This window comes from Kutzneria viridogrisea DSM 43870 (genome assembly GCF_000525635.1).
In the GTDB taxonomy this organism is placed as follows: Bacteria; Actinomycetota; Actinomycetes; order Mycobacteriales; family Pseudonocardiaceae; genus Kutzneria; species Kutzneria viridogrisea.
Map to the genome: position 1 here is coordinate 3,359,486 of NZ_CP007155.1, position 25,845 is coordinate 3,385,330.

The 25,845-nt window shown below is 71.2% G+C and carries 23 protein-coding genes and 1 pseudogene; 15 read left to right on the plus strand and 9 right to left on the minus strand.

The features are described from left to right. Positions 1 to 42 precede the first annotated feature (42 nt). Positions 43 to 2,196, minus strand: a pseudogene (locus KALB_RS49175) (ATP-binding protein); the annotation flags it as partial. Between the two features lie 17 nt (positions 2,197 to 2,213). Between KALB_RS49175 and KALB_RS15130 the strand changes: the two are divergent. From KALB_RS15130 to KALB_RS15155, 6 genes are all read left to right on the plus strand, one after another. Beyond that, complete coding sequence (locus tag KALB_RS15130) at positions 2,214 to 3,203, plus strand: helix-turn-helix transcriptional regulator (protein ID WP_025356554.1); 990 nt, start codon at positions 2,214 to 2,216, stop codon at positions 3,201 to 3,203. Between the two features lie 73 nt (positions 3,204 to 3,276). Next, complete coding sequence (locus tag KALB_RS15135; protein ID WP_025356555.1) at positions 3,277 to 4,251, plus strand: helix-turn-helix transcriptional regulator; 975 nt, start codon at positions 3,277 to 3,279, stop codon at positions 4,249 to 4,251. Between the two features lie 18 nt (positions 4,252 to 4,269). Further along, a complete protein-coding gene (locus tag KALB_RS15140) occupies positions 4,270 to 4,515 on the plus strand; it encodes a bacteriophage holin (protein WP_025356556.1) in 246 nt (81 codons plus the stop codon). Further along, a complete protein-coding gene (gene tatC, locus KALB_RS15145; RefSeq protein WP_025356557.1) occupies positions 4,512 to 5,471 on the plus strand; it encodes a twin-arginine translocase subunit TatC in 960 nt (319 codons plus the stop codon). The genes KALB_RS15140 and tatC overlap by 4 nt, the downstream gene beginning before the upstream one ends. Further along, a complete protein-coding gene (locus KALB_RS15150) occupies positions 5,468 to 6,328 on the plus strand; it encodes a diacylglycerol/lipid kinase family protein (RefSeq protein WP_025356558.1) in 861 nt (286 codons plus the stop codon). The genes tatC and KALB_RS15150 overlap by 4 nt, the downstream gene beginning before the upstream one ends. Positions 6,329 to 6,827: 499 nt before the next feature. Continuing rightward, positions 6,828 to 7,172, plus strand: a complete 345-nt coding sequence (locus KALB_RS15155; RefSeq protein WP_030110080.1) for a LapA family protein — start codon at positions 6,828 to 6,830, stop codon at positions 7,170 to 7,172. 261 nt (positions 7,173 to 7,433) lie between these two features. On the opposite strand, the gene KALB_RS15160 is transcribed toward KALB_RS15155, so the two are convergent. Then, positions 7,434 to 8,468 carry a phosphatidylinositol-specific phospholipase C domain-containing protein gene (locus tag KALB_RS15160; protein WP_025356560.1) on the minus strand — a complete coding sequence of 345 codons (1,035 nt, stop codon included), beginning with the start codon at positions 8,466 to 8,468 and terminating at the stop codon, positions 7,434 to 7,436. A 132-nt stretch (positions 8,469 to 8,600) separates the two neighbouring features. Here KALB_RS15160 and KALB_RS15165 point away from each other — a divergent pair, with 132 nt between their 5' ends. From KALB_RS15165 to KALB_RS15185, 5 genes are all read left to right on the plus strand, one after another. Continuing rightward, on the plus strand, positions 8,601 to 9,473 hold the full coding sequence (locus tag KALB_RS15165) for an IS5 family transposase (RefSeq protein WP_025355155.1): 873 nt from the start codon (positions 8,601 to 8,603) through the stop codon (positions 9,471 to 9,473). A 155-nt stretch (positions 9,474 to 9,628) separates the two neighbouring features. Next, positions 9,629 to 12,865 carry a fused isobutyryl-CoA mutase/GTPase IcmF gene (gene icmF, locus KALB_RS15170; RefSeq protein ID WP_025356561.1) on the plus strand — a complete coding sequence of 1,079 codons (3,237 nt, stop codon included), beginning with the start codon at positions 9,629 to 9,631 and terminating at the stop codon, positions 12,863 to 12,865. Between the two features lie 39 nt (positions 12,866 to 12,904). Continuing rightward, positions 12,905 to 13,585 carry a hypothetical protein gene (locus KALB_RS15175; protein WP_025356562.1) on the plus strand — a complete coding sequence of 227 codons (681 nt, stop codon included), beginning with the start codon at positions 12,905 to 12,907 and terminating at the stop codon, positions 13,583 to 13,585. 41 nt (positions 13,586 to 13,626) lie between these two features. Continuing rightward, positions 13,627 to 14,673, plus strand: coding sequence for an amidohydrolase family protein (locus KALB_RS15180; protein WP_025356563.1), 1,047 nt, complete (start codon positions 13,627 to 13,629; stop codon positions 14,671 to 14,673). Positions 14,674 to 14,770: 97 nt separating this feature from the next. Next, positions 14,771 to 15,757: an MBL fold metallo-hydrolase gene (locus tag KALB_RS15185; protein ID WP_042222121.1), complete on the plus strand. Its 987-nt coding sequence runs from the start codon at positions 14,771 to 14,773 to the stop codon at positions 15,755 to 15,757. 1 nt (position 15,758) lies between these two features. On the opposite strand, the gene KALB_RS15190 is transcribed toward KALB_RS15185, so the two are convergent. Beyond that, on the minus strand, positions 15,759 to 16,268 hold the full coding sequence (locus KALB_RS15190; RefSeq protein ID WP_025356565.1) for an Lrp/AsnC family transcriptional regulator: 510 nt from the start codon (positions 16,266 to 16,268) through the stop codon (positions 15,759 to 15,761). Positions 16,269 to 16,383: 115 nt separating this feature from the next. On the opposite strand from KALB_RS15190, the gene pdhA reads away from it, so the two are divergent. From pdhA to KALB_RS15205, 3 genes are read left to right on the plus strand one after another with little or no spacing between them, the layout of a single operon-like run. Continuing rightward, positions 16,384 to 17,481, plus strand: coding sequence for a pyruvate dehydrogenase (acetyl-transferring) E1 component subunit alpha (pdhA, locus tag KALB_RS15195; RefSeq protein WP_025356566.1), 1,098 nt, complete (start codon positions 16,384 to 16,386; stop codon positions 17,479 to 17,481). A 1-nt stretch (position 17,482) separates the two neighbouring features. Further along, entirely contained in the window at positions 17,483 to 18,496 is a 1,014-nt protein-coding gene (locus KALB_RS15200) for an alpha-ketoacid dehydrogenase subunit beta (protein WP_025356567.1), read from the plus strand. Further along, on the plus strand, positions 18,493 to 19,701 hold the full coding sequence (locus KALB_RS15205; protein WP_025356568.1) for a dihydrolipoamide acetyltransferase family protein: 1,209 nt from the start codon (positions 18,493 to 18,495) through the stop codon (positions 19,699 to 19,701). Before KALB_RS15200 ends, KALB_RS15205 begins: the two co-directional genes overlap by 4 nt. 1 nt (position 19,702) lies before the next feature. Here KALB_RS15205 and folE read toward each other — a convergent pair whose 3' ends face one another. Next, on the minus strand, positions 19,703 to 20,335 hold the full coding sequence (folE, locus tag KALB_RS15210) for a GTP cyclohydrolase I FolE (RefSeq protein WP_042220359.1): 633 nt from the start codon (positions 20,333 to 20,335) through the stop codon (positions 19,703 to 19,705). Between the two features lie 64 nt (positions 20,336 to 20,399). Between folE and KALB_RS15215 the strand changes: the two genes are divergently transcribed. Continuing rightward, positions 20,400 to 21,086 (plus strand): helix-turn-helix transcriptional regulator, encoded by a 687-nt coding sequence (locus KALB_RS15215; protein ID WP_025356570.1) that lies wholly within the window; start codon positions 20,400 to 20,402, stop codon positions 21,084 to 21,086. 83 nt (positions 21,087 to 21,169) lie between these two features. Here the strand turns inward: KALB_RS15215 and KALB_RS15220 are convergent, their stop codons facing one another. The 5 genes from KALB_RS15220 to KALB_RS15240 form a co-directional block, all read right to left on the minus strand. After that, positions 21,170 to 22,210 (minus strand): CE1 family esterase, encoded by a 1,041-nt coding sequence (locus KALB_RS15220; protein ID WP_025356571.1) that lies wholly within the window; start codon positions 22,208 to 22,210, stop codon positions 21,170 to 21,172. Positions 22,211 to 22,375: 165 nt separating this feature from the next. Further along, positions 22,376 to 22,993, minus strand: coding sequence for a cupredoxin domain-containing protein (locus tag KALB_RS15225; protein ID WP_025356572.1), 618 nt, complete (start codon positions 22,991 to 22,993; stop codon positions 22,376 to 22,378). 91 nt (positions 22,994 to 23,084) lie between these two features. Beyond that, positions 23,085 to 24,053 carry a cupredoxin domain-containing protein gene (locus KALB_RS15230; protein WP_025356573.1) on the minus strand — a complete coding sequence of 323 codons (969 nt, stop codon included), beginning with the start codon at positions 24,051 to 24,053 and terminating at the stop codon, positions 23,085 to 23,087. 27 nt (positions 24,054 to 24,080) lie between these two features. After that, entirely contained in the window at positions 24,081 to 25,022 is a 942-nt protein-coding gene (locus tag KALB_RS15235; RefSeq protein WP_042222123.1) for a copper resistance D family protein, read from the minus strand. A 5-nt stretch (positions 25,023 to 25,027) separates the two neighbouring features. Continuing rightward, a complete protein-coding gene (locus KALB_RS15240) occupies positions 25,028 to 25,576 on the minus strand; it encodes a hypothetical protein (RefSeq protein WP_025356575.1) in 549 nt (182 codons plus the stop codon). Positions 25,577 to 25,845 lie beyond the last annotated feature (269 nt).

A 25,845-nucleotide genomic window follows, 5' to 3' on the forward strand; every position in this document is an offset into this window, starting at 1 on the left:
CGGCCCGCCAGTGCGCGACCGCTCCCCGCTCCGGCCGAGCACCTCAAGGGCATAGCCGATCTTGCTCAGGGTGAACGCCTCGCCGTCGCGGTCCCCGGCCTCGCGGCGCAGCCGCAGCGCGTGCTCGAACTGTTCGATCGCCTCCTGCGGGCGGCCCATCGAGGCGTAGGTCATGCCCAGGCAGTTCGTGGTCAGCGCCAGCCCGAAGGTGTCGCCCAGCTCCACGCGCAGGGCCAGCACACGCCGGTAGTAGTCGATGGCCTGCTCGTAGCGGCGCTCGTAGCGGTGCAGGTTGCCCAGGTTGTTCAGCGAGACGCTGAGCCCGTTCGGGTCATCCAGCCGTTCACGCAGCGCCAGCGCCTCGGTCAGGTACTCCAGGGCCAGGTCGTAGCGGCGCAGGGTGATGCAGGTGCTGCCGAGGTTGTTCAGGGTGATCGCCTGCCGGTACCGGTCCTTGGTGCGCTCCCGTAGCCGCAGGGCCCTGCGGTAATGCTCAAGCGCTTGCTCGTGCTCGCCTGCGTCCCGGCTGGAGGTGCCGAGGTTGTTCAGCGCGGCGGCCTCGCCGTTGCGATCACCCAGGTCCCGGCACAGGGCCAGCGCGCGGTTGGCCGCCGCCGCCGCGTCCTCGGCCCGCCTGGCCATCCGGTACGCGTCGGCCAGGCAGTTGTGCAGGTGTGCCTGCCCGAGCCGGTCGCCGCAGCGCCGCGCCGCCGCCAGGCCCAGCTCGAAGACCTCCACCCACACCGCGTCGAACACCATCTGCCGCTTGAAGTACGACCACATGGCGGCGGTCAGCTGCCACACCGCCCGGTCCATGCCGGTGACCTGCCGCACCAGGGCGATCAGCAGGGGGCGCTCGGCGGTGAACCAGGCCAGCGCGGCGGCGTGGTCGGCCAGCGGCAGCGGGTGGGCAGGTGGCGGCGCCCCGTCGCTGGACCAGGCGTTGGCGGCCGGGAACAGCAGGTGGTCGGCGGCCGAGGCGGTGTGCAGGGCGAAGCCGAGCAGCCGGTGCGGTGCCACGTCGTGATCGCGCTCGGCGGCCAGCTCGCGGGCGTAGGAGCGCAGCAGGTCGTGGCAGCCGTACCGGTCGGGCGCCACCTGGTCGACCAGGTGCGCCTCGGCCAGCGCGGTCAGCGTGCGCCGTGCCCTGGCCACCGAGGTGTTCGCGAGCGCGGCCATGGCGTGCACACTCACCTCGGGCGCCGGTACCAGTCCGAGCAGGTCGAACGCGGCGGCCTGCTCGGCGCTCAGCGCCCGGTAGGACCAGGAGAACACCGCCCGCACCGCGCTGCGCTCGTCACTGCCCGCGCTCAGCGCGTCCAGTCGCTCCCGCTCGTCGGCCAACTCCTCGGCGACGACCGCCAGCGGGCCGCCCACCCGGTGCGCCACGATGCGCAGCGCCAGCGGCAGCCCGGCGCACAGCCGCACGATCTCGGCGACCGCCGCCGGCTCGGCCTCGGCCCGGCGCTCGCCGATGATCCCCCGCACCAGGGCCAGCGCCTCGGCCTCGGGCAGCAGGTCCACCGCCAGCCGACCGGCGCCCTCGGTGGTGGCCAGCCCGTGCAGGCTGTCCCGCGAGGTCACCAGCACCAGGCAGCCCGGTGAGCCGGGCAGCAGCGGGCGTACCTGCTCGGCGTTGTTGGCGTTGTCCAGCAGCACGAGCAGCCTGCGGCCCTGGCACAGCGCGCGGAACTGCGCGGTGCGCGCGTCCAGCCCGGCCGGGATCTGCTCGGCCGGTACGCCCAGCGCCCGCAGGAAGCCGTCCAGCACCTCGTCGGGGCGGGCGGGCTGTCCCGGGTCGTAGCCGCGCAGGTTCACGTGCAGTTGGCCGTCCGGGAACCGGTCGCGGACCCGGTGCGCCCAGTGCACCGCCAGCGCGGTCTTGCCAACGCCGCCCATGCCGTGGATCGCGGTGATCAGCACCGTGCCCCGGTCGGCGGGCAGCGCGTCCAGCGCGGCCAGGTCGCTCGCGCGTCCGGTGAAGTCGGGCAGTTCGGGTGGCAGCTGGCAGGGCACCGGCACGGTGTGCGTGACCTGCGTGATGTGCACCTGGTTGCCCTGCACGACAGTGCCGTGCACCGTGCCGGACACGCTGTTGTCCGCTCGCCCCTCCACGGGGAGCAACCTTACGAGAACCGACCAGATGTGCCTTTCACCCGAGCACCGGGAGGTCGCGCGGACGCACCGGGGCCGCACGGCGTTAGGGTGCCACCGTGTCCATAGTCCGTGCCGAGCGTCTGGTCAACCTCGTGTTGTGCCTGCTGTCCACGCGCCAGTACCTGTCCGCTGAGCGCGTCAGGACGATCGTGCCCGGCTACACCGACGCCGCCACACCCGAGGCGTTCTACCGGATGTTCGAGCGGGACAAGGCCGAGCTGCGCGACCTGGGCATCCCGCTGGAGACCGGCCGCAACACCGCCTTCGACCAGGCCGAGGGCTACCGGATCGCGCGCCGGGACTACGAGCTGGGCGACATCGACCTGGAGCCGGACGAGGCCGCCGCGGTGGCGCTCGCGGTGCGGCTGTGGGACTCCCCGGAGCTGACCGGGGCCGCCGAGGGAGCGCTGCTCAAGCTGCGCGCCGCGGGGGTCGACGTGGACCAGTCCACCCCCGCCGTGATCGAACCGAGGGTGCGCACCTCCGAGCCCGCGTTCGCCCCGCTGCTGGCCGCCGTGCAGACCGGCAGTGTGGTGCGGTTCGACTACCGCAAGCCCGCGCCGGTTGAGGTGCTGACCAGGACCGTGGAGCCCTGGGGCGTGGTGTCCTGGCGCGGTCGCTGGTACCTGGTCGGCCACGACCGGGACCGCGAGGCCGTGCGCTGCTTCCGGCTGTCCCGCATCGTCGGCACCGCGCGGGCGGTCGGCAGGCCGGGGGTGGTGCAGCCGCCGGGCGAGGTGGACCTGATGCAGTTCGTGCGCGGCAGCGGGGACGAGCCGGTCACCGGCACCACCGCCCTGCTGTGGGTGGCCCGGGGCCAGGCCCAGGGCCTGCGCAGGCGCGCGAAGGTGGTCGGCACGCGCACCGTGGACGGGGTGGCGGGCGACCTGCTGGAGATCGAGCTGCGGCTGCCCGAATCGGCCGCGGGCTGGATCGCGGGGTTCGGCGCGGACGTGGCGGTGCTCGAACCCGAGGTGCTGCGCAAGGCCGTGTACGAACGGCTGCTCGGTGCGGTCGCGGCGGCGCGGAAGGTGGTGACCGGGTGAGCGAGCTTGCGAGCGAACCATTCAGCGCAGGGCCAGTGCGAATGCACGCGCCGAGCGGAGCGAGGTGCGGCGGATGAGTACGGCGGCGACGGAGCGCCTGGCCAGGTTGCTGGCGCTGGTGCCCTACCTGATCGCCCGGCCGGGCATCCGCGTGGACGAGGCCGCCGCCGACTTCGGCGTGTCGCCCAGGCAGTTGCGCCGCGACCTGGAACTGCTGTGGATGTGCGGGCTGCCCGGCTACGGCCCCGGCGACCTGATCGACCTGTCCTTCGAGGGTGAGACGATCACGGTGGGCTTTGACGCGGGCATGCGCCGCCCGCTGCGGCTGACCGGGGCCGAGGCCACCGCACTGGTCGTCGCCCTGCGCGCACTGGCCGAGACCCCCGGCGTGGCCGACGCCGACGCCGTGCAGCGCGCACTGGCCAAGGTGGAGGCCGCCGGCGGGGAGGCACGTCCCGCCGGGGTCGTGGTCGGGCTGGCCACCCGCGAGCCGGAGGCCACGCCCGAGGTGCGGTCGGCCGTCACCCAGGCAGTGCAGGGGCGCAGGGCCGTGCACATCCGGTACTACACCGCCTCCCGGGACGAGATCACCGAGCGCACCGTGGACCCGATGCGCGTGCTGCTGGTGGAGGGCCGCAGCTACCTGGAGGCGTGGTGCCGCAGCGCGCAGGGCGTGCGGCTGTTCCGGCTGGACCGGATCGACGCCATCGAGGTGCTGGACGAGCCCGCCGCCCCGCCGCCCTACGCCGAGCCCACCGACGTGTCCGAGGGCCTGTTCCGGCCCCAGGAGGGGCACCGCAACGTCGAGCTGGTGCTGGAGCCGGACGGGCGGTGGATCGCCGAGTACTACGCGGTGGAGCGGGTCACCGAGCTGGACGGCGGCCGCTGCCGGATCACGATGCGCTACACCGACCCGGACTGGGTGGTGCGGCTGGTGCTGGGCACCGGTGGCCAGGCGGTCGTGCTCAGCCCGCCCGAGTTGGCCGAGCGGGTGCTGCACCGGGCCCAGGACGCGTTGCGCAGGGCAGGTGACCAGCTCGACGGGTGATCCGGTTACCGTGTACCCGTGCCGTACCTGCCAAGTGCGTTGCTGATCATCCTGGGCCTTGTCCTGCTGGTGCTCGCCCTGTTGCGTGTGTTCAGGTCCTTGCGCGGACTGTCCTCGGCAAGCAGGCTTGCACGTGCCAGGTTCAGCGACCGCTCCGGCTTGTTGCGCGCGCGGGTGGCCGCACTGGGCGTGGCGATCGCGGAACGCAGGCGGAATCATTGGGGTCGCCGTGACGGCGGCGAGCGGGCAGGGGCGACACGGTGACGGAGCAGCCGTCAGGCAAGGGCACGGAGCGCAAGGCCAAGCGGCGTCGCCGCAGCCGTCGGCACAACCCCGACGGCACCATGACGCTCGTCGAGCACCTGTACGAGCTGCGCTACCGGCTCGGCCTCGCACTGATCGGCATCGGTATCGGCGCGATCTTCGGCTTCGTGTGGTTCGGGGTCAGCCTCGGGCCGGTGCCCTCGCTGGGCAGGCTGCTGCTCGCCCCGTACACGAGCCTGCCGAACAACCTGAAGCTGCCGGGCACCGAGGACAAGCTGCTGGCCACCGCGCCGTTCGAGCAGTTCATGGTGCGGTTGCAGGTCGGTCTGGTCGCGGGCACCGTGGTGTTCAGCCCGATGTGGCTGTACCAGCTGTGGGCGTTCATCACGCCCGGTCTGTACGCCAAGGAGAAGAAGTTCGCGCGGGTGTTCGTCGGCGCGGGCGCCCTGCTGTTCCTCGCGGGCGCGGCGCTGGCCTACTACGTGGTGCCCGAGGCGTTGCTGGTGCTGGCCAGTATCGGTTCCGGTGAGTTCGTCAACGCCTTCACCGCTGACAAGTACCTGTCCTTCCTGCTGGCGCTGATCCTGGTGTTCGGCGTGAGTTTCGAGCTGCCGCTGCTGGTGGTCATGCTCAACCGGGTCGGCATCCTGCCCTACGTCAAGCTCAAGAAGTGGCGCCGCGGCATCATCTTCGGCCTGTTCTGCTTCGCCGCGGTGGCGACCCCCGGCCAGGACCCGATCTCCATGTGCGTGCTGGCCGGTGCGCTGACCGTGCTGTTCGAGCTGGCCGTGCAGCTCTCCCGGCTCAACGACCGCAGGAAGAAGACCGAGGACGACTGGTCGGAGCTGTCCGACGACGAGGCCTCCCCGCTGGACCTGTCCACGCATCCCGAGCAGCCCACGCCCGAGTCGCAGCTGGCCGCCGAGGCCAAGCAGCGCTACGACGACGCCACATGAGGATCGCCCTACTGGTCTGTCCGGCCTCGGGGCTGGGCGCCGCCGGGCGCGTCGCGGGAACCGTGGCCGCGCGCCTGCGGCAGATCAGCCCCGACGTGCAGCCCTTCGTGGCCCGTGACGCCGAGGGCACCGCACGTTTCGCCCACGAGGCGGTGACCGGCGGCGCCGACGTGCTGGCCGTGCTCGGTGGGGACGGCGCCGCCCACGCCGCCGTGCAGGCCTGCGCCGGGTCCCAGACCGCGCTGGCGATCATCCCCGCCGGTACCGGCAACGACTTCGCCCGCGCCTTCTCGCTGAGCCTGGACGGGGTGGACGAGGCGCTGCGCCAGGGCAGTCGCCGCCAGGTCGACCTGGGCCGGGTCCGCGGCGGGGCGTGGTTCGGCACCGTGCTCTGCGCCGGGTTCGACTCCCGCGTCAACGAACGCGCCAACCAGCTGCGCTGGCCCCGTGGGCCGCGGCGCTACGACCTCGCCGTGCTCGCCGAGATCGCCCAGCTGCGGGCGGACCAGCTCGTGGTCCGCACCGAGCACGAGTCGCTCGAACTGGACGCCACGTTGATCGCCGTCGGCAACACCCCGTACTACGGCGGCGGCATCCCCGTCTGCCCCGACGCCGACCCCGCCGACGGCCTGCTCGACGTGACGATCGCCCGCCGGGTCGGCCGCGGCCAACTGGTCCGCATCCTGCCCCAGTTGCGGGCGGGCCGGCACACCGATCACCCGGCCGTCACCACGCTGCGGGCCAGGTCGCTGACGATCGAGGGCAACGACTGGGTCGGTTACGCCGACGGCGAACGCCAGCGCGAACTGCCCCTGCACCTGGACTGTGTCCCGAACGCCCTCACCCTCGTCGCCTGACCCAGCCCCACCGCGTGTCGGCGCTTCCTGCCCCGCGTGTCGGCGCCTCCGGTACGGCGTGTCGGCGGTTCGCGCATGGTGTGTCGGCGCTTCCAGTACGGCGAGTCCCGCTCTGGAGCGTGTGAGTCCCGCTCGCCGGTGGGCGAGTCCCGCGCTGGCGGCGGTCGGGTCGGTGACAGGTCGGATTTGGTGCGGAACCCCGCTCGCGCGGGGACGACGCCTTTGCACCACCGCCGTACACATAGGTGAAGGGAACACCCCCGCTCGCGCGGGGAGGACGCTTCCTGACCTGCGGCGATGCGACAGCCCGCCGCAAACCTGCATCACTTCTCCCGCGCCGTCAACCGAGCACCTTCACAGACGACGCGCCTGGTGTCATGCCGCTGATCCGACCACGTGACGTCACTCTGCCAGGTCGCGGCCCCGGGTCTACCGTGGAGGTTCACCGGGTTGGCGCATCCGTCCAGTAGCTGCTCCTCGGTGGAAGAGGGTGAACGTCATGATCGATCATGACAGTGCAAGGCAGGAACCGGCCACCACGGTCGAGCCGGAGACGACCCCACCACCAGCACCGACAGTGAAAGTGCGCAGGACGCGGATCAGCGGGCTGTGGATCGGCATGATCCTGGCGGCTGTCGTGCTGCTGCTCCTGCTGGTGTTCATCCTGCAGAACAACCAGCCGGTGGACATCGCGTTCTTCGGCATGAGCGGACAGTTCCCGCTGGGGGTCGCGCTGCTGTTGGCGGCGATCTGCGGGGTGCTGCTGGTGGCCGTACCGGGTGGGGCGCGCATCCTCCAGTTGCGGCGCACGGTGCGCAGGGCCGGAGCCCGCCACGCCCGTTGAACCGGCGAGTCCCGCCGAGCAGTGGCCCAGGGCCGACCGCTCAGCGGGACTCGCTTGCCCCAGGGCGGGACTCGCGCGCCTCACACCGGGATTCGTGCTCCCCAGAGCGGGACTCGCGCTCCGGAGAGCGGGACACGCCGCCCGCGAAGCGCCGACACGCGTGTCCGCAACCGCCGACACGCCGCCCGCGAAGCGCCGACACACCGCCCTGGAACCGCCGACACGCGTGCCCGCAAGCGCCGACACGCGGGGTGAGGCGGGTCAGGTGCGGGGGAGGACCTCGGGCAGGACGGCGGTGAGCTTGCGCCAGTCGGTGCCGACCACGCTCGCGCCCTTGGCGGCCAGCAGGGCGACCCGGTCCTTGGCCTGCTGCTCGGTCGGGTTCGTGTCGTCGATCGCCGGCTTGACGTTGTGGGCGTCAGTCATGACCAGGTAGTAGTGGTTGTTGACGTAGAACGAGGTGTCGATGCCGCCGTCGACGTACGAGCTCGCGTCCCCGTCGAAGACCACGAACCAGGGCCGCAGGTTCGTCTCGGAGTAGCGGGTCCGCGGGTCGCCCGCGGCGGAGTTGTGCACCGCAGGGAAGATCTGCGCCTGGTCGGCGTGCCCGGCGGCGGCCAGGTCGCGCAGGTAGCGGGCGTACTCCACGTCGGTCCACAGGTGGTCGGTGGGGTTGCCCTCCTCGACGGTGCCGGGGATGACCTCCACGATGACCTTGCCGGCCAGCGCCGAGCGGGACGGCCAGTTGTTGGCCCTGGCGGCGTCGTCCAGGGTGGCGTACTTGCCGCCCATCAGGTCGGCGGGCTTGAACACCCGTGAGCCCAGGCTGGTGCGCACGTAGTCGTCCAGGTGCGCGGGCCCCATGCCGATGGTGGCGTCGAACCCGGCCTTGAGCTCCAGCTTGACGGTCAGCGGTCCGGCACCGGGGTGCTGCGCCAGCCAGACGTTGACGTCGTCCAGGCAGTCGTTGAGGTTCTGGTCGCGGTTGCCGGTGTGCAGGTTCGCGGTGGGCGACTTGGCCTGCACGCAGTTGTTGTCGCTGCCCAGCGGGTTGCTGTGGCTGACGTTCCACTTCCTGGTGAAGATGTTGAACCAGGCGTCCAGTTCGATCATGCCCGCGCCCGCGTCCAGCGCGTCGGCGAGGTAGGTGTAGGCGCCCTTGTCGTAGGTGTTGTGCACGCCGACGGTCGTGGCCTCGGACAGCCGCAGCGATCCGGTGTCCGCCCCGGCCGTACCGGTGGACAGACCCAGGCCGGTCACGGCAAGCAGCGCGACCGCTACTGCGCTCACCCGCATAGCACTCTCCTTAGTGCCCGTTTTCGAACTGAGGGCCGGGTGTGAAGGTGGGTGACGAGACAGGGGAACTCCTGGTAGATCGGACGTTGTCGAAGCGCCGTTCCGCCAGGAGTTCCATTGCTATCGTGCCCGATGCCCGCGGGCGATGCCACCGCGGGTGCCTCGTGCTGCCGGCTGGCCGCAACCCACCAGCCCACACGGCGTGCCAACCGGTATCCCTCGGATGTCACCGACGCGCAGTGGGCGGTGTTGGACCCACTGCTGCCGGATCCGGCCTGGCTGGGTGGCCGGGGTGGCCGTCGAGAGCGGCACTGCCGCCGGGTGATCGTGGACGCGATCTTGTACCTGGTGGACAACGGCATCAAGTGGCGTGCGCTGCCGGCGGACTTCCCGCCCTGGCCGACGGTCTACAAACGGTTCGCCCTGTGGGAGAAATCCGGTGCGACGCAGCGGATCCTGGACGGGCTGCGGGACCGTGCCCGGCTGGCGGAGGGCCGGGTGGCGGCGCCGTCAGCGGCGGTGATCGACTCGCAGTCGGTCCGCGCGGCCGAGACCGTGGGACGGGCCACTCGCGGGTGGGACGCGGGCAAGAAGGTCAACGGCCGCAAGCGCCATATCGTGGTGGACACCGTCGGGTTCGTGCTGGCGGTGCTGGTGACCCCGGCCTCGATCCAGGACCGGGTCGCCGCCCGCGCACTGCTGCTGCGACTGGGTGCCACGGTCGGCGACCGGATCCGGTTGGTATGGGCCGACGGCGGCTACACCGGCACCTTGCTGGACTGGGCGCGACAAGCGCTCGGCGTGGTGGTGGAGATCGTCAAACGCCCCGACCTGCCCCACTTCACGGTGCTGCCCCGCCGCTGGGTGGTGGAGCGGAGCCTGGCGTGGATCACCGGTCACCGCCGCTGTGTCCGTGACTACGAACGACTTCCACACCACCACGAAGCGATGGTCCGCTGGGCCATGATCCGCATCACCAGCCGCCGATTGACACAGACCCTGTAGATCAGAAACGGGCACTTAGAGTCCCCAAGCAATGCGATGCGGTGTGGCGGCACCAGGCGGGACTCTACAGCGACGTGGCCCACGCCACGTTACTTGTCCGTCCGATAGTAGGAAGGCCTACTATTAGGTCAGGCCTACCCCCACAAGGAGTTCGCATGAGCGCCGCATTGCACCGGCCGGTGAACCCGGTTCGCTTCGTCACGGCCGCGAGCCTGTTCGACGGGCACGACGCGGCGATCAACATCATGCGCCGCATCCTGCAGTCCCAGGGCGCGGAGGTGATCCACCTCGGGCACAACCGCTCGGTCAACGAGGTGGTCAACGCCGCGATCCAGGAGGACGCCCAGGGCGTGGCCATCAGCGCCTACCAGGGCGGGCACGTCGAGTACTTCAGCTACCTGGTCGAGCTGCTGCGCGAGCGCGGCGCCGGGCACATCCAGGTGTTCGGCGGCGGTGGCGGCGTGATCGTGCCGCAGGAGATCGAACTGCTGCACTCCCGTGGGGTGGCGCGGATCTTCTCGCCCGCCGACGGCCAGCACATGGGCCTCGCCGAGATGATCAACACCATGGTGCGGGCCTGCGACACCGACCTCACCGAGCAGGTGCCCGCCAGCTGGGACGGCCTGTTCACCGGGGCGCAGGACGCGCTGGCCAGGGCGATCACGCTGATCGAGGCGGGCAGGCTGCCCTCGGCCGTGAGCGCGGGCATCACCGAGGCCGCCGACCGCCGCCACGTGCCCGTGCTGGGCATCACCGGTACCGGTGGCTCCGGCAAGTCCTCGCTGACCGACGAACTGGTCCGCCGCTTCCGCCAGGACCAGCAGGACAAGCTGCGCATCGCAGTGCTGGCCATCGACCCGACCCGCCGCCGCGGCGGCGGGGCGCTGCTGGGCGACCGGATCCGGATGAACTGCCTGGACGGCGAGCACGTGTTCTTCCGCTCGCTGGCCACCCGGCGGGCCGGGGCCGAGGTGCCCGACGGCCTGGCCGAGGCGATCGCCGCCTGCAAGGCCTCCGGCGCGGACCTGGTCGTGGTGGAGACGCCCGGCATCGGCCAGGGCGACGCGGCGATCGTGCCGTTCGTGGACATCTCGCTGTACGTGATGACCCCCGAGTTCGGCGCGGCCTCCCAGCTCGAGAAGATCGACATGCTGGACTTCGCCGACGCCGTGGCGATCAACAAGTTCGAGCGGCGCGGGGCCGAGGACGCCCGCCGCGACGTGGCGCGGCAGCTGGTGCGCAACCGCGAGGCCTTCGGCTCCACCTGGCAGGACATGCCGGTGTTCGGCACCAGCGCGGCGACCTTCAACGACGACGGGGTCACCGCCCTCTACCAGCACCTGGTGTCCGAGCTGGCGGAGAAGGGCCTGGACCTTGCCGAGGGCGTGCTGCCCGCGGTGCAGGGCAAGGTGTCCACCTCGGCCGCGACGATCGTGCCCGCCGCGCGGGCCCGCTACCTGTCCGACATCGCCGACACCGTGCGCGGCTACCACCGCCACACCGACGAGCAGGTCGCCGCGGTGCGCAGGCACGGTCAGCTCGCCGGTGCGGCCAAGGCGCTCGAGGCGGCCGAAAAGTCCACTGTGGACTTGGACGAACTGGTCGCCGGTGCCGCGCGCAAGGTGGACCGGGACACCGAGGACCTGCTCGCGCAGTGGCCCGCCACGGTGGAGCAGTACTCCGGTGACGAACTGGTGTTCAAGGTGCGGGACAAGGAGATCCGCACCCAGCTGACGCGGGAGACCTTGTCCGGTAACAAGGTCCGCCGGGTCTCGCTGCCGCGCTACGAGGACGAGGGCACGCTGCTGCGCTTCCTGCGCAAGGAGAACCTGCCCGGGGCCTTCCCGTTCACGGCGGGCGTGTTCCCGTTCAAGCGGGAGGGCGAGGACCCGGCCCGCATGTTCGCCGGTGAGGGCGACGCGTTCCGCACCAACAAGCGCTTCAAGTACCTGTCCAGCGGGTCGGCGGCCACCCGGCTGTCCACGGCCTTCGACTCGGTGACGCTCTACGGTCGCGACCCCGACACCCCGCCGGACGTGTACGGCAAGATCGGCACCTCCGGGGTGTCCATCGCCTCGCTGGCGGACATGAAGGCCCTCTACGACGGGTTCGACCTGACCTCGCCGACCACCTCGGTGTCGATGACGATCAACGGCCCGGCGCCCACGATCCTGGCGTACTTCCTGAACACCGCGATCGACCAGCGGGTGGACGCCTTCCGCGCCGAGCACGGCCGCGAGCCCAGCGCCGAGGAGCACGCCGAGCTGAGCGCATGGGCGCTGGCCAACGTGCGGGGCACGGTGCAGGCCGACATCCTCAAGGAGGACCAGGGCCAGAACACCTGCATCTTCTCCACCGAGTTCAGCCTGCGCATGATGGCCGACGTGCAGGAGTGGTTCATCGCCAACAAGGTGCGCAACTTCTACTCGGTGTCGATCTCGGGCTACCACATCGCCGAGGCCGGGGCGAACCCGATCAGCCAGCTGGCCTTCACGCTGGCCAACGGCTTCACCTACGTGGAGTCCTACCTGGCCCGTGGCATGGACATCGACGACTTCGCGGCCAACCTGTCCTTCTTCTTCTCCAACGGCATGGACGCCGAGTACAGCGTGATCGGCCGGGTGGCGCGGCGGATCTGGGCGGTGGCCATGCGCGAGCGCTACGGGGCCAACGAGCGCTCGCAGAAGTTCAAGTACCACGTGCAGACCTCAGGCCGTTCCCTGCACGCGCAGGAGATGAACTTCAACGACATCCGCACCACCTTGCAGGCGCTGTGCGCGCTGTACGACAACTGCAACAGCTTGCACACCAACGCCTACGACGAGGCGATCACCACGCCGACCGAGAGCTCGGTGCGCCGCGCGATGGCCATCCAGCTGATCATCAACAAGGAGTGGGGCCTGTCCGCGAACGAGAACCCGTTGCAGGGTTCGTTCGTGATCGAGGAGCTGACCGACCTGGTCGAGGAGGCCGTGCTGGCCGAGTTCGACCGGCTCTCCGAGCGCGGTGGCGTGCTGGGTGCGATGGAAACCGGCTACCAGCGCGGCCGCATCCAGGACGAGTCGATGCTCTACGAGCAGCGCAAGCACGACGGCTCGCTGCCGCTGGTCGGCGTGAACACCTTCCTGCCCGAGCACGCGGAGGACGAGGCCTTCGAGATCGAGCTGGCCCGCGCCACCGAGCAGGAGAAGGCCTCCCAGGTGGAGCGGACCAGGCAGTTCCAGCAGGAGCACCGGGAGCAGGCCCAGCAGGCGCTGGCCCGCCTGCGCGCCGCCGCGGCCACCGACGAGAACGTGTTCGCGGTGCTGATGGACGCGGCCAGGGTCTGCACCCTTGGTCAGATCACCGAGGCGTTCTTCGAGGTGGGCGGCCAGTACCGGCGCAACATCTGAGCCCGTAACGCGGGCGCGGCAGGGCTCGATGTTGGGCTCGTGGATGCGCAGCTGGTCCGGATCGTCATCGGTGCCGCACTGGTCCTGATCGGCGGTGCCGTCATGCAGGGCGGGGTGCTGCGCAAGCTCGGCTGGGGGCCGGTTTCCGTGGTGATCCACGGGAACCGGCCCGCTCGCACGCCCAGAAGTGCTGTGGCCGTTGGCGTTCTGCTCACCGTGATCGGGATGGCCGTTGTGGTCACGGGATTCCTGCCTGCCGCCATGACAACGGGCTCGGTGCCCGGGACGCCGGAGGCCGCCCCGCCCGCAGCCTCCTCGCCGCCACGCACCTCGGCGGTCTCCCCGGGTGGCGCGAGGTCGGTGCGGGGCAGGTGGGAGGGCTCCCTCGGGGCGGTGAAGCTCGCCGTGACGCAGGTGGACGCCGCCAACGGCTTGGTGACCCTGCACCTGGAGGCGGTCAACAACAGCCCGGTCACCGTCATGCTGATCGCACCGGGCAACTTCACCGCCACGGACGACCGGGGCACGACCTACCACGCCGCGGCGATCCTGACCGGCTGGCCGTACCTGGTGCAGTCCGGACAGACCGCCAAGGGCACGATCAAGCTCGACATGCCGCTCACCGCCGGAGCCACCTCACTGTCGGTCAGCTTCGACTCCGTGATCGGCAGTCCGGTCTACGGCCCGCTGACCGTGGAGGACGTCGGACTGCCGAGGTGATTCGACTGCGTGCCCAGCGGTTCTGAGACTAACGTGGCCTGATGGTGTTGCGGGTGCGGGGAATCGTGCTGCCGGAGCGCGAGGAGCGGTCCTTCTGGATCGACGGGGAGCTGCTGCGTGCCGATCCCGTGCCGGGCGGGGAGTTCGTCGTGGACGGCGGCTGGCTGCTGCCCGGACTGGTCGACGTGCACACCCACCCCGGGCGTGCGGACCTCGACCAGCCCTTCAGTGAGGACGTGCTGCGCCAGCACCTGGTCGACCACCGGGACGCGGGCGTGCTGCTGGTGCGGACCCCGGGCTCCGACCAGCGCATCCCGGGCTGGGTGGACGAGGACCCCGAGCTGCCCAGGGTGCGGTCGGCGGGGCGCTGGCTGGCCACCCCGGGGCGGTTCATCGAGGGCCTCGGGCGGCACATCGGCGAGGACGAGGTGGTGCGGGCCGCCGTCGAGGAGGCGCAGGCCGGATCGGGCTGGTGCAAGGTCATCGGCGACTGGCGGTACGACAAACCCGCGCTGCCGCTGGAGATCCTCACCGCCGCGGTCGAGGCCGTGCACGCGGTCGGCGGCCGGGTCGCGGTGCACTGCCAGACCGCCGAGGGCAGCCGCAACGCCGTGCTCGCCGGGGCGGACAGCCTGGAGCACGGCATGCACCTGGACCCTGAGCTGATCGACCGGATGGCGGCCCAGGGCACCGCGCTCGTGCCCACGCTGAGCGTGTTCGGGGCGAGCGTGGACCGCAAGCGCGCCTCGGAGCCCGGCCCGCGCAAGGACTGGTGGCTCAGTGGTTGGGAAGGGCTCCTGACCAACGTCCGCGCGGCGCACGAAGCCGGGGTCACGGTGCTCGCCGGTACCGACAGCTTCCCCTGCGGCACGGTCGCCGGCGAGGTGAACTGGCTGGCCCAGGCCGGTGTGCCCGCCGAGCAGGCGCTGGGTGCCGCCTCGTGGACGGCCCGCTGCTGGCTGGGACTGCCCGGACTGGTCGACGGCGGGCTCGCGGACCTGCTCGCCTACGACACCGATCCGACCGAGGACCTCGCGGTGCTGGCGCACCCGAGCCGGGTCGTCCTGAAGGGGCGAGTCCTGCGCTGAGTGGCGCAGACCACAGGTGAGTTCGGCCTGGCCGTGACAGACTCCGGTCAGGAGGTTGGCTTTGACAACTGATGTGGCGGACGCCCGCACCGCGTGGATGGAGCCCGGCGCGTTCGAGGTGGCGCCCGGGGTGCACCGGATCCCGCTGCCGCTGCCCAACGACGGGCTGCGTGCGGTCAACGTGTACGCGGTGCGTGACGGCGACGGGCTCGTGCTGATCGACTCCGGCTGGGCCCTGGCGGAGGCCCGCCAGCAGTTGGAACGGGCTCTGGACCAACTCGGCCACGGGTTCGAGGACGTGCACCGGTTCCTGGTCACCCACCTGCATCGCGACCACTACACGCTCGGCGTCACCCTGCGCAGGACCTTCGGCACGAGGATCAGCCTCGGCGCGGGGGAGCAGCCCTCGATGGCGGCGATCCTCGCGGGCCGGGTGGAGGGCCAGTATCGGGACCTGGTCCGCTGGGGCGCGGGCGAACTCGTGGAACCGTTGCGGCAGGCCAGGTCGGGCGACCGCGAGGGCGTCGACGGGTACGAGCCCCCGGACGACTGGATCCCCGGCGCGGTGGACGTGCCGCTGGCGGAGCGGATCCTGCGCGCCGTGCCCACCCCCGGCCACACCAACGGGCACCTCGTGTTCCTCGACCCCGAGGCCGAACTGCTGTTCGCGGGCGACCACGTGCTGCCGCACATCACCCCGTCGATCGGCTTCGAACTGGCCCGTGCCGGATCCCCGCTCTCGGACTACCTGGAGTCCCTGCGGCTCGTGCGGTCCTATCCGGACATGCGGCTGCTGCCCGCGCACGGGCCAGTGACCGCCAGCGCGCACGCCCGGGTGGACGAGTTGCTCGCCCACCACGAGCGGCGGTTGGACCTCACCTGCGCCGCGGTGGGCGAGACCGCCAGCACGGCGCTGGAGGTCGCGGGGCGGATCGGCTGGACCCGGCACAACCGCAAGCTCGCCGACATGGACCTGTTCAACAAGTTCCTGGCCGTCGGTGAGACGGCCGCGCACCTGGACGTGCTGGTGCGGCTTGGCAGGCTGCGTTCATCCACTGTGGACGGTGTTGTGCGGTACGCCTGAGCTACTTCCCGGCCGGGACCCACTCCGGGCCCCGGCCCTCGGCCTCGTCGAAGACCAGCCAGGTCCGGGTCCCGCGAACGCCCTTCACGCTCTGGATCTGCTCCAGCACCACCTCGCGCAGCGCGGCGTTGTCCGGGGCGCGCACGAGTGCGAGCACGTCGAAGTCGCCGCCGACCATGGCCAGGTGCTCGATGTAGCGGATCTTGCGCAGCGCCCCGGCCACGGTCCGCCAGGAGTTCTGCTCGATGGTCAGCAGCACGTACGCGCTGGTGCCGAGCCCGGCGCGGTGCGGGGACACCTCGGCGGTGAACCCGGTGATCACATGCTCGGACAGCAGCCGGTCCAACCGTGCGTAGGCGTTCGTGCGCGAGATGTGCACGCGTTCGGCCAGTACGCGGATCGAGACCCGGCCGTCCTTGTGCAGTTCCGACAGGATCGCCCGGTCGATCTCGTCCAACTGGGCGGCCGATCGTCCACCGGCCGTCGGTGTGGCGTGGGTCTCGAAGGACATGTTGTCTTCCCGTCCGCGTATTTCCAACAATCCATCGCTACTTCGGTCGCAGTGTTGAACATGTAGCTCAAAATGTCGAGTATCACGTGTCAAACGTCAGCGGAAGGGGTTCGTCATGTCCGACAGCGTCGTCCAGGACTTGTTGCCCTCCCCGACACCGGTGCGGCTGCTGGCCGAGGACGGCACGACCGTCGAGGGCTGCCCCACCGGCTACGAGCGGCCAACCGTGCCGCAACTGCTCGCGGCACACCGCAAGATGGTGATCGGCAGGCGGTTCGACGCCCAGGCCACGGCCCTGACCAAGCAGGGCAGGCTGGCGGTGTACCCGTCCAGCCACGGCCAGGAGGCGTGCCAGATCGCGGCGGCCGAGGTGCTGGGCCCGGGCGACTGGCTGTTCCCGACCTACCGGGACTCGGTGGCGCTGGTGGCCAGGGGAGTGGACCCGGTCGAGGTGCTGACCCTGCTGCGCGGGGACTGGCACTGCGGCTACGACCCGAAGGCGGTGCGCGTGGCGCCGCAGTGCACCCCGCTGGCGACGCAGGTGCTGCACGCCACGGGCCTGGCCAGCGCGATGCGCCGCAAGGGCGAGAACACCGCCGTGCTGGCGCTGATCGGCGACGGGGCCACCAGCGAGGGCGACTTCCACGAGGCGCTGAACTTCGCGGCGGTCTTCAACGCCCCGGTCGTGTTCCTGGTGCAGAACAACGGGTACGCGATCTCGGTGCCGCTGTCCAAGCAGAGCGCGGCGCCCTCCCTTGCGTACAAGGGCATCGGCTACGGGGTTCGCTCCGAGCAGGTCGACGGCAACGACACCGCCGCCATGCTCGCGGTGCTGGGCACGGCGATGGACCGGGCGCGCTCCGGTGGCGGCCCGTTCCTGGTGGAGGCGCACACCTACCGGCTGGAGGCGCACACCAACGCCGACGACGCGACCCGGTACCGCGACCAGGAGGAGGTGCGGGGCTGGCTGGCGGCGGACCCGTTGCCGCGCCTGGAGAAGCACCTGCGCGATGTCGGCGCCCTGACCGATGAGGACGTGCTGGCGGCCCAGGAGGAGGGCGAGCGGCTGGCGGCGGACCTGCGGCAGCGGATGAACGCCGACCCGCACCTGGACCCGATGAGCCTGTTCGACCACGTCTACGCGGTGCCGACCCCGCAACTGGCCGAGCAGCGCGATCTGCTGGCCACCGAGCTGAAGGCGCAGGAGGGCTGACATGGCCGCGACAAGCATGGCGCAGGCGCTCAACGCCGCCCTGCGCGACGCACTGAGCGAGAACGAGCGGGTGCTGGTCTTCGGTGAGGACGTGGGCCAGCTCGGCGGGGTCTTCCGCATCACCGACGGGCTGACCGCGCAGTTCGGGGAGCAGCGCTGCTTCGACACGCCGCTGGCCGAGGCGGGCATCGTCGGCTACGCGGTGGGGCTGGCCATGGGCGGCTTCCTGCCGGTGGTCGAGATGCAGTTCGACGCCTTCGCCTACCCGGCGTTCGAGCAGATCGCCTCGCACGTGGCCAAGATCCGCAACCGCACGCGCGGCGCCCTGTCCATCCCGATGGTCATCCGCGTGCCCTACGCGGGCGGCATCGGCGGGGTGGAGCACCACTGTGACTCCAGCGAGGCGTACTACGTGGCCACGCCGGGGCTCAAGGTCGTCACGCCCGCGACGCCCGCGGACGCCTACACCCTGCTGCGCGCGGCGATCGACGACCCGGACCCGGTCGTGTTCATGGAGCCGAAGAAGCTGTACTGGTCCAAAGAGGACACAGAGCTGCGCTACGACTCGGAACCGTTGGGGCGCGCGGCGATCCGGCGCAGCGGCAAGGACGCCACGCTGATCGCGTACGGTCCGTCGGTGCCGGTTGCCATGCAGGCGGCCAAGGTCGCCGCGGAGGACGGGCTCGACCTGGAGGTCGTGGACCTGCGCTCGCTGGTGCCCTTCGACGACGAGACCGTCACCGCCTCGGTGCGGCGCACGGGCCGGTGCGTGGTGGTGCAGGAGGCACAGGGCTTCGCAGGGTTCGGGGCCGAGGTCGCCGCCCGCGTGCAGGAGCGCTGCTTCCACTCGCTGTCGGCGCCGGTGATCCGCGTCGGCGGCTTCGACATCCCCTACCCGCCGCCGATGCTGGAGCACTCGCACCTGCCCGGGGTGGACCGGGTGCTGGACGCGGTGGACCGCCTGCAGTTCAGTGACGAGCCCGACGGCCGCTACCTGACCGGGGTGAGGGCATGACCGTGGAGCAGCTCTTCCGCCTGCCCGACCTCGGTGAGGGCCTGACCGAGGCCGAGGTGCTCACCTGGCGGGTCGCCGTGGGTGACACGGTCAGCATCGACCAGGTGGTGGTCGAGGTGGAGACGGCCAAGGCCGCGGTCGAGGTGCCGGTGCCCTACGCGGGAACCGTGCTGACCCTGCACGCCGACGCGGGCGCCGTGGTGGAGGTCGGCGCCCCGCTGATCTCCGTGTCCGGCGGGGACGCCGCCGCGGAGCGGTACCGCGAGGAGGAGAAGGCCGGTTCGGGCAACGTGCTGATCGGCTACGGCACCAAGGAAGAAGTGGTGTCCCGACGGCGGCGCGGCCCGAAGATCGCGCCGAGCGCGCAGGCCGTGGCGCCGAGGGTCCTCTCGCCGGTGGTCCGCAAGCTGGCCAAGGACAACGGGATCGACATCGCCACGCTCACGCCCAGCGGACCGGCCGGTGTGGTGCTGCGCAAGGACGTGGAAGCCGCGATCGCCAAGCCCGCGCCCCAACCCGTTGCGGCGCAGGCCGATGCCGAGCGCGTGCCGCTCAAGGGCGTGCGCAAGGCCATCGCCGACAAGCTTTCCCGCAGCCGCCACGAGATCCCGGACGCCACGACCTGGGTGGACGTGGACGCCACCGGGCTGATGGACGCCAAGAAGGTGCTGGGCGTCGGGGTGCTGCCGCTGATGGCCCGCATCTGTGTCGCGGGGCTGCGGAAGTTCCCCGAGCTGAACTCCACAGTGGACACCGAGCGGCAGGAGATCCTCCGCCTGCGGGGGATCAACCTGGGCTTCGCGGTGCAGTCCGACCGCGGGCTGGTGGTCCCGGTGGTGCGGGGTGCCGACCAGCTCACCACGACCGAGCTGGCCGCCGAGCTGACCAGGTTGACCGAGGCGGCGCGCGCGGGCTCGCTGCGCACCGAGGAGCTGACGGGCGGCACGTTCACCCTGAACAACTACGGGGTGTTCGGGGTGGACGGCTCCACGCCGATCATCAACCACCCGGAGGCGGCCCTGCTGGGCGTGGGGCGCATCGTGGACAAGCCCTGGGCGGTGGACGGGCAGCTCGCGGTGCGCAAGGTGACCCAGTTGTCCTTCACCTTCGACCACCGGGTGTGCGACGGCGGCACCGCTGGCGGCTTCCTGCGCTTCGTGGCCGACTGCGTGGAGCGCCCACTGGTGCTGCTGGCCGGGCTGTAGCTCAGGGGTTGATGCCCGTCAGGGCGAAGAACTCCTGGCGGGACCGGGCGTCCGAGCGCAGCGTGCCCAGCAGGGTGGAGGTGACGGTGGAGGAGCCAACCGCCTGCACCCCGCGCAGGGTCATGCAGGTGTGCTCGGCCGCGATCACCACGCCCACGCCCTTGGGCTGCAACTGCGCGTGCAGCCAGTCGGCGACCTGCTTGGTCAGCCGCTCCTGGACCTGGGGTCGGCACGCGAAGTGCTCGACCACTCTGGCCAGCTTGGACAGGCCCAGGATGCGGCTGCCCGGCAGGTAGCCCACGTGCGCCACGCCCACGAAGGGCAGCAGGTGGTGCTCGCACACCGAGCGCAGCGGGATGCTGCGGGCCAGCACCAGCTCGTCGTAGCCCTCGTCGTTGGGGAAGGTCGTCAGGTCGAAGGGCCGCGGGCTGAACAGCTCCGCGTAGGCCTTGGCCATGCGGCGCGGGGTGTCGCGCAGGCTCTCCGACTCGGTGCTGATGCCCAGTGCGCGCAGGAACTGCCCGGCGGCCAGCTCGGCGGCGGCCAGATCGGGCTGACCCACCTCGGGCGCCACATGCAGACTCACGGCCAGCCTCCTCGTACTTTCTCCAACAAAGCTTGGACTTATTGACATCTCACCGTCAACAGCCAGCGGGTACCCAATTATCACCCATTGCTGTGAGCGATATCATGGACCCATGACGGTACGTCCTGGCATCGCGGCGGTGGCCGCGCTGGACGACGACCTGCGGCACGGCATGTACGAGTACATCCGGCGCGCGGGCAGGCCCGTGACCAGGGACGAGGCCGCGAGCTCGGTGGGCATCTCGCGCAAGCTGGCCGCCTTCCACCTGGACAAGCTGGTCGACGCGGGCCTGCTGAGCGCGCGGCCCGCCGACACTGCCGGGGCGCGACGCGTCGGGCGGCGCCCCACAGTCTACGAGCCCGCAGCTCAGGACGTGTGCGTGTCCATCCCGCAGCGCCGCCACGACCTGCTCGCCGAGTTGCTGGTCGACGCCGCGCTTGCCGAGCGACCGGGGGAGACCGCGCGCGAGGCCGGACTGCGGGTGGCCGCGGAGCGCGGACATGCCCTGGGCGCCGCCGAGCGCGAGCGCAGCAGGCCGGGCAGGCTGGGTACCGAGCGCGCGCTGACCCTGGCTGAGTCGGTGCTGGCGGGCTGCGGATTCGAGCCCGAGCGCAGCGCGCCCACCTGTGTGCGGCTGCGCAGCTGCCCGTTCCACCCGGTGGTGGCCAGGGCACCCGAGCTGGTGTGCGGGCTCAACCAGGCGCTGCTGAGCGGGGTGCTGGCGGGGCTGGCGGCCGGTACGGTCCGCGCCGAGCTGGTGCCGGGGGCCGGGGGCTGCTGCGTGGAGCTGCGCGGCTGAGGCCGCGCCCTACCGCCATGAAAGTGCCGTTCACTGCGCTGAGCGCAGTGAACGGCACTTTCATGGCACTGCCCGGGCCCCGCTCAGGCGGTTGAGCCCAGCGGGTGCGCGGCGAAGAAGGTCCACATCAGCTCGTTGGGGTCGATCCTGGGCGGGGTCAGGCCCTTGGCCATCGAGCCCGGGGTGCCCGGCCAGGCGTGCTTGCCCCCGCTGATCGTGTAGAGCCGCACCTGTGCCCCGCCACCGCAGCCCTGGTACGTGGTCGCGGTGACCAGCGGTTCCACCTGCTGGGCGCCCGGGGTCGGCGCGCAGCCGTCGGCCCCGGCCCAGCGCTGCGCGGCGACCGGCACGCTGTAGTCCCAGGTCGGGGACTTGCCCCCGTTGTACTGGTTGACCGTGTCGGCGGTGCCGTGGAAGGCCACCACCGGCACCGGCCGGGTGGGGCGGCAGCCGGTGGGCAGCCGCAGCCCGGACACCGGGGCGATCGCCGCCACGCGGGTGGACAGCTCACAGCCCAGCTGTGAGGTCATGCGCGCGCCACCGGAGAAGCCGGTGACGTAGACCCGCTGGCTGTCCCCGCACACCAGCTTCGTCACTGTCTCCACGGTGTCGCGCAGGTACTGCACGTCGTCGGGCGCGCCCCGCGGCACCGGCTTGCCGTCCACCAGCGGCACCCCCGGCACGTTCCAGGCGAAGCCGTGGGTGCGCCCGAGCGTGAACGGCACCCCGCCCTGCGGCGCGACCACGGCGAATCCGTTGCGGTCGGCGGTCCTGGTGATGCCGGTGGACTCCAACTGCTGCTTGGGGGTGCTGCCGCTGCCGTGCAGGTCGAGCACCAGCGGGATCGGCTTGCCCGCGCGGCGGCCGCGCGGCAGGTACACCAGCACCGGCCTGCGCTGCCCGCCGGAGAGCACGCCCTGGCTGCTCAACCCGGTCGGCACCTCGGAGGTCGGGCAGGGGCCGCCCTGCGTGGCGGGCAGGCCGCCCGCCTGTGGGGTCGGCGTGGGCGGCGCACCGATCGCCGTCGCCACCTGCCCGGGCTGCGCGCACGCCCCCAGCACCGCGACCGCGGCGAGGGCGAGCAGGAGCGCGGCGCGCGTGCGGCGCGGGGCGACGGTGGTCATCGGCTGGTTCGTCCTCGTGCTGGTCCGGGGTGGGGCCGACGTCCTCGTCGACGCTCGGTCGCCAGGATATCCGGCGAAACCCTCCGCATGGCTGTTGTTCCTGAGACGGCGTGCCCGGCAGGATGGTTGCGCCGCCACGGATGACATCGTTGTCATGTCTCGCTGTCACGCCTGGCCCTGTGCTCGTGAGCTGATCAGCAGCAGGCACAGGGTGGCCACCCCGGCGACCAGGCCCGCGACGAGCAGCATCGGGTCCAGGGTGGCGTGGGTCGAGGCGGCGACGGCCTGCGGCTGATCGCCGGCGGCGTGCTGCGGTTCCGGCTGCGCGGACGGTGTGCTGTCGGTGCTGGCCATCGGTGGTGCGGAGGAAGACCTGGGCGCTGCGGTGCTGGCGGGCTGGTGCGCCCTGGAGGCCACGGGCGGTGCGGTGGTCGGTGCGGCCAGGACGGTGATCTGTGCGCGCATGTCCGGGTGGATCGAGCAGTAGTAGGCGTACGTGCCCGGCTGACGGAAGGTGTAGCTGAACGACTGCCCGGTGGAGAGCATGGGCGAGTGGAGGGCGATGGGCGCGCTGGTGGTGGTCACGTCGTGGGGCGCCTTGTCCTGGTTGGTCCAGGTGATGGTGTCCCCGGCGTGCACCGTCAGTGCCGCGGGCCCGAAGGCGTACTGGGCCATCGAGACCTGTTGTGCGGCGGCGAAAGCAGGGTGTGCTGGCCCCACGAGGAACCAGGGGGCCAGCAAGAGCAGCAGGGCGGGCGCTCGCCCGGCGGTACGACGGGTCATCGGTCGGTCTCCTCGGCGGTGATCCGGCGGACGATGCGACCCGCCCGCTGGCACGGTGGTGCTGCCGTGCCAGCGGGGCGTGGTGGGCCGATCAGCAGGTCAGCTGGTTGAACACCGGGGTGAGCATGTTCTCGATCAACACGGTGTGGGTCTTGACGTACTGGTCCACGTTGAGCAGGTCGGTGACCTGCTGGCCAAGGCCCTCCTCCAGGTGCGCTGCCTTGAGGTGGGCCAGCAACGGCGTCAGCACGTCCTTGACCGCCTGGTCGGCATCGCCGTTGAGGACGGGGGTGAGCATGTTCTCGATCAGCACGGTGTGCGTCTTGACGTACTGGTCGAGGTTGAGCAGGTCGGTGACCTGCTGACCCACCCCCTCCTCCAGGTGGGCTGCCTTGAGGTGGGCGATGAACGGCGCCAGCGCCGCCTTCACCGCGCAGCCACCGGAGGACGGGGGAGGCATCGGCATCGAGGTCGTGGTGGTGCCCGTGGTCGTCGTGGGCGGTGCGGTCGTGGTGGTCGGCGGCGGGGTGGAGCCGGTGACGGTGAGGGTGGCCTTCATGTCCGGGTGCACCGCGCAGTAGTAGGAGTAGCTGCCCGGCTTGGTGAAGGTGAAGGTGAAGCTCTGACCCTGTTGCAGGGTGGGTGAGTTGACCATCTCCGGACCGCTGCTGACGGTCACGGTGTGCGGGGCGGTGTCCCGGTTGGTCCAGACGACCGTGTCGCCCACCGCCACGGTCACCGCCGTCGGGGCGTAGGCGTAGTTCTTGATGTCCACCGCGATCGGGGCGGAGGCCGCGGACTTCGCCTCCAGCTCCGGCGAGTACTGGACCGCCGCCACCTTCTGCTGGCTCAGCACGGACTCAGGCAGCGCCGCACTCTGTGCTGCCAAGTCCACACCGGACAGTGCCGTGGTCTGCTGGTCGTTGCCGCGCATCGTGGTCAGCGCGAGGATCGAGCCGGCCACGGCCAGCAGTGCGATCGCGGGCAGCAGCACGCCGCCACGGCCGCGCCGTGTCGGTGGTGCGATCTTCTCGGCATCGGCGGGTGCAGGGCTGTGCATGGTGGAGTTCCTTTCTGGGTCGGGAGTTCAGCGGCCGGGACTGGCCGTGACGAGGAAGGCCGCTGCGAGCAGGACGATCAGGACCAGGACCGTCTCGGCGGCCACGGAGTAGACGAACGGGCGGACCGTGGCCGCGTCGCCGCGCAGCACCACGGCGAGGTCCAGTCGGCGCTTGACCCAGGACTTGCTGGCTTGAGCGGCAGCGAGGAGCACGAGCAGGATCGCCAGCTTGGTCAGCAGGATCTGGCCGTACCCGCTGTGCAGCACGGCGTCCACCGATCCGACCAGTTGCCAGGCCAGCACTGCTCCGGCGGCGAGGACCGCCAGCACCGAGATCAGGGCCAGCGTGGAGTAGCGCGGCACGACGACCGCGAGTTCCTGGGCCCGGCGGCGCGGCAGTACACCGATCAACAGCACCGCGAGACCGCCCACCCACAGGCACATCCCGGCCAGGTGCACCAGGTCGGCGATCTGGGTGATCCCGGCCTCGGCGGCATCGGAGGCGTGTCCTGTCATCCCGGTCGTGCGCAGCAAGCCCACGCCGATGGCCAGCGCCCCCACGCGCCAGGCCACCGATCGGGCCGCGTCCTCACCGCGGTGCAGCAGATCGGCGAGGACGACTCCGGCGAGGACCCACAGCAGGGCCTTGGCCACCCACACCCGTCCGAAGTCCAGGTGCAGGACCTGTTGCAGGAGTTGCCAGTCCACCGCGTCGATGATCGGCCGCTGAGTCGCCCAGACGCCCTCCAACCCGATTCCGGCCACCGTGCTCAGCAATCCGAACAGCCAGCCGACGGTGAGCAGCCGCCGTGTTCGGCGCTCGCCGGCTCCGGCGGGCCACAGCAGTGTCACGAACGCCGAGCCACCCAGGAACAACGCGGTCGCGGTGTAGTCGAGGACGCGGGCGATCACGTACCAGGCCCGGGCCTCTGGAACCGCAAACGCTTGCTGTGCAAGGAGTTCGCCCATGGCCATCACGGCCCCGGAGTCGGAGTCGTTGTGGGGACGGTGGTCGACGTGGTCGGGCAGGCGCCGACAAGTGGTGACAGCAGGCCGTTGAGCGGCAGCGCCGTGGTCACCCCGACCACCAGTCCACCGACCAGGGGGAGCCCTGGCTGCACCACGGGGGCCAGCAAGGGGCCGAGCAGCCCGGGGTGGCATGGGGTTTCCGGTTGCGGCGTAACCGAAGGCGTCGGTGTTGTGGTCGGCGGCTGCGCGGGCCAGGTGGCCACGGGCCCGGTCGGTGGCAGCGGCAGTTCGGTCATGATCGGTTGCCCGGTGCTCGCCTGGCCACGGGCGTCACCGGGGTACTGACTGTCAGAGGACTGCGTGCCGCCAGGCTGTGCGGGCTCGCTGGTCATCGGCGGGCTGGCTGATGACGGTGTCGACAGGCCACCTGCCTGGGCGCTGGTGCCACCGCCATCGGCCGCGTTGTGCACGCCGAGCCCGGATGCGAAACCCAGGACCACCACCACTGAGCCGACCAGGCTCGCGGCGACCACCTGTTCACGTCGTACCGGCATGTGTCGCTTCCGTCCACTTCGTCGACAGAAAGGAGTCTGTGGATACGCGATATGAGGGGAAAACACGTTCCGATCGATCTGTGACGGAGTCGACCACAAACCCGATTGCCGAGGATGACCGAACCGTGCCGACGCGGTAAACCTGATCTCACCGTGCGGGTTTCGGGGTGGTGAGGGCAACGTCGCCAGTTCAGAAACCCCTGTTCTGAGGCGTTGGGCCGGTTGTCGGGTGCACCTGCTGGACCGTTCGAGTGAACATTCTGGTCGCG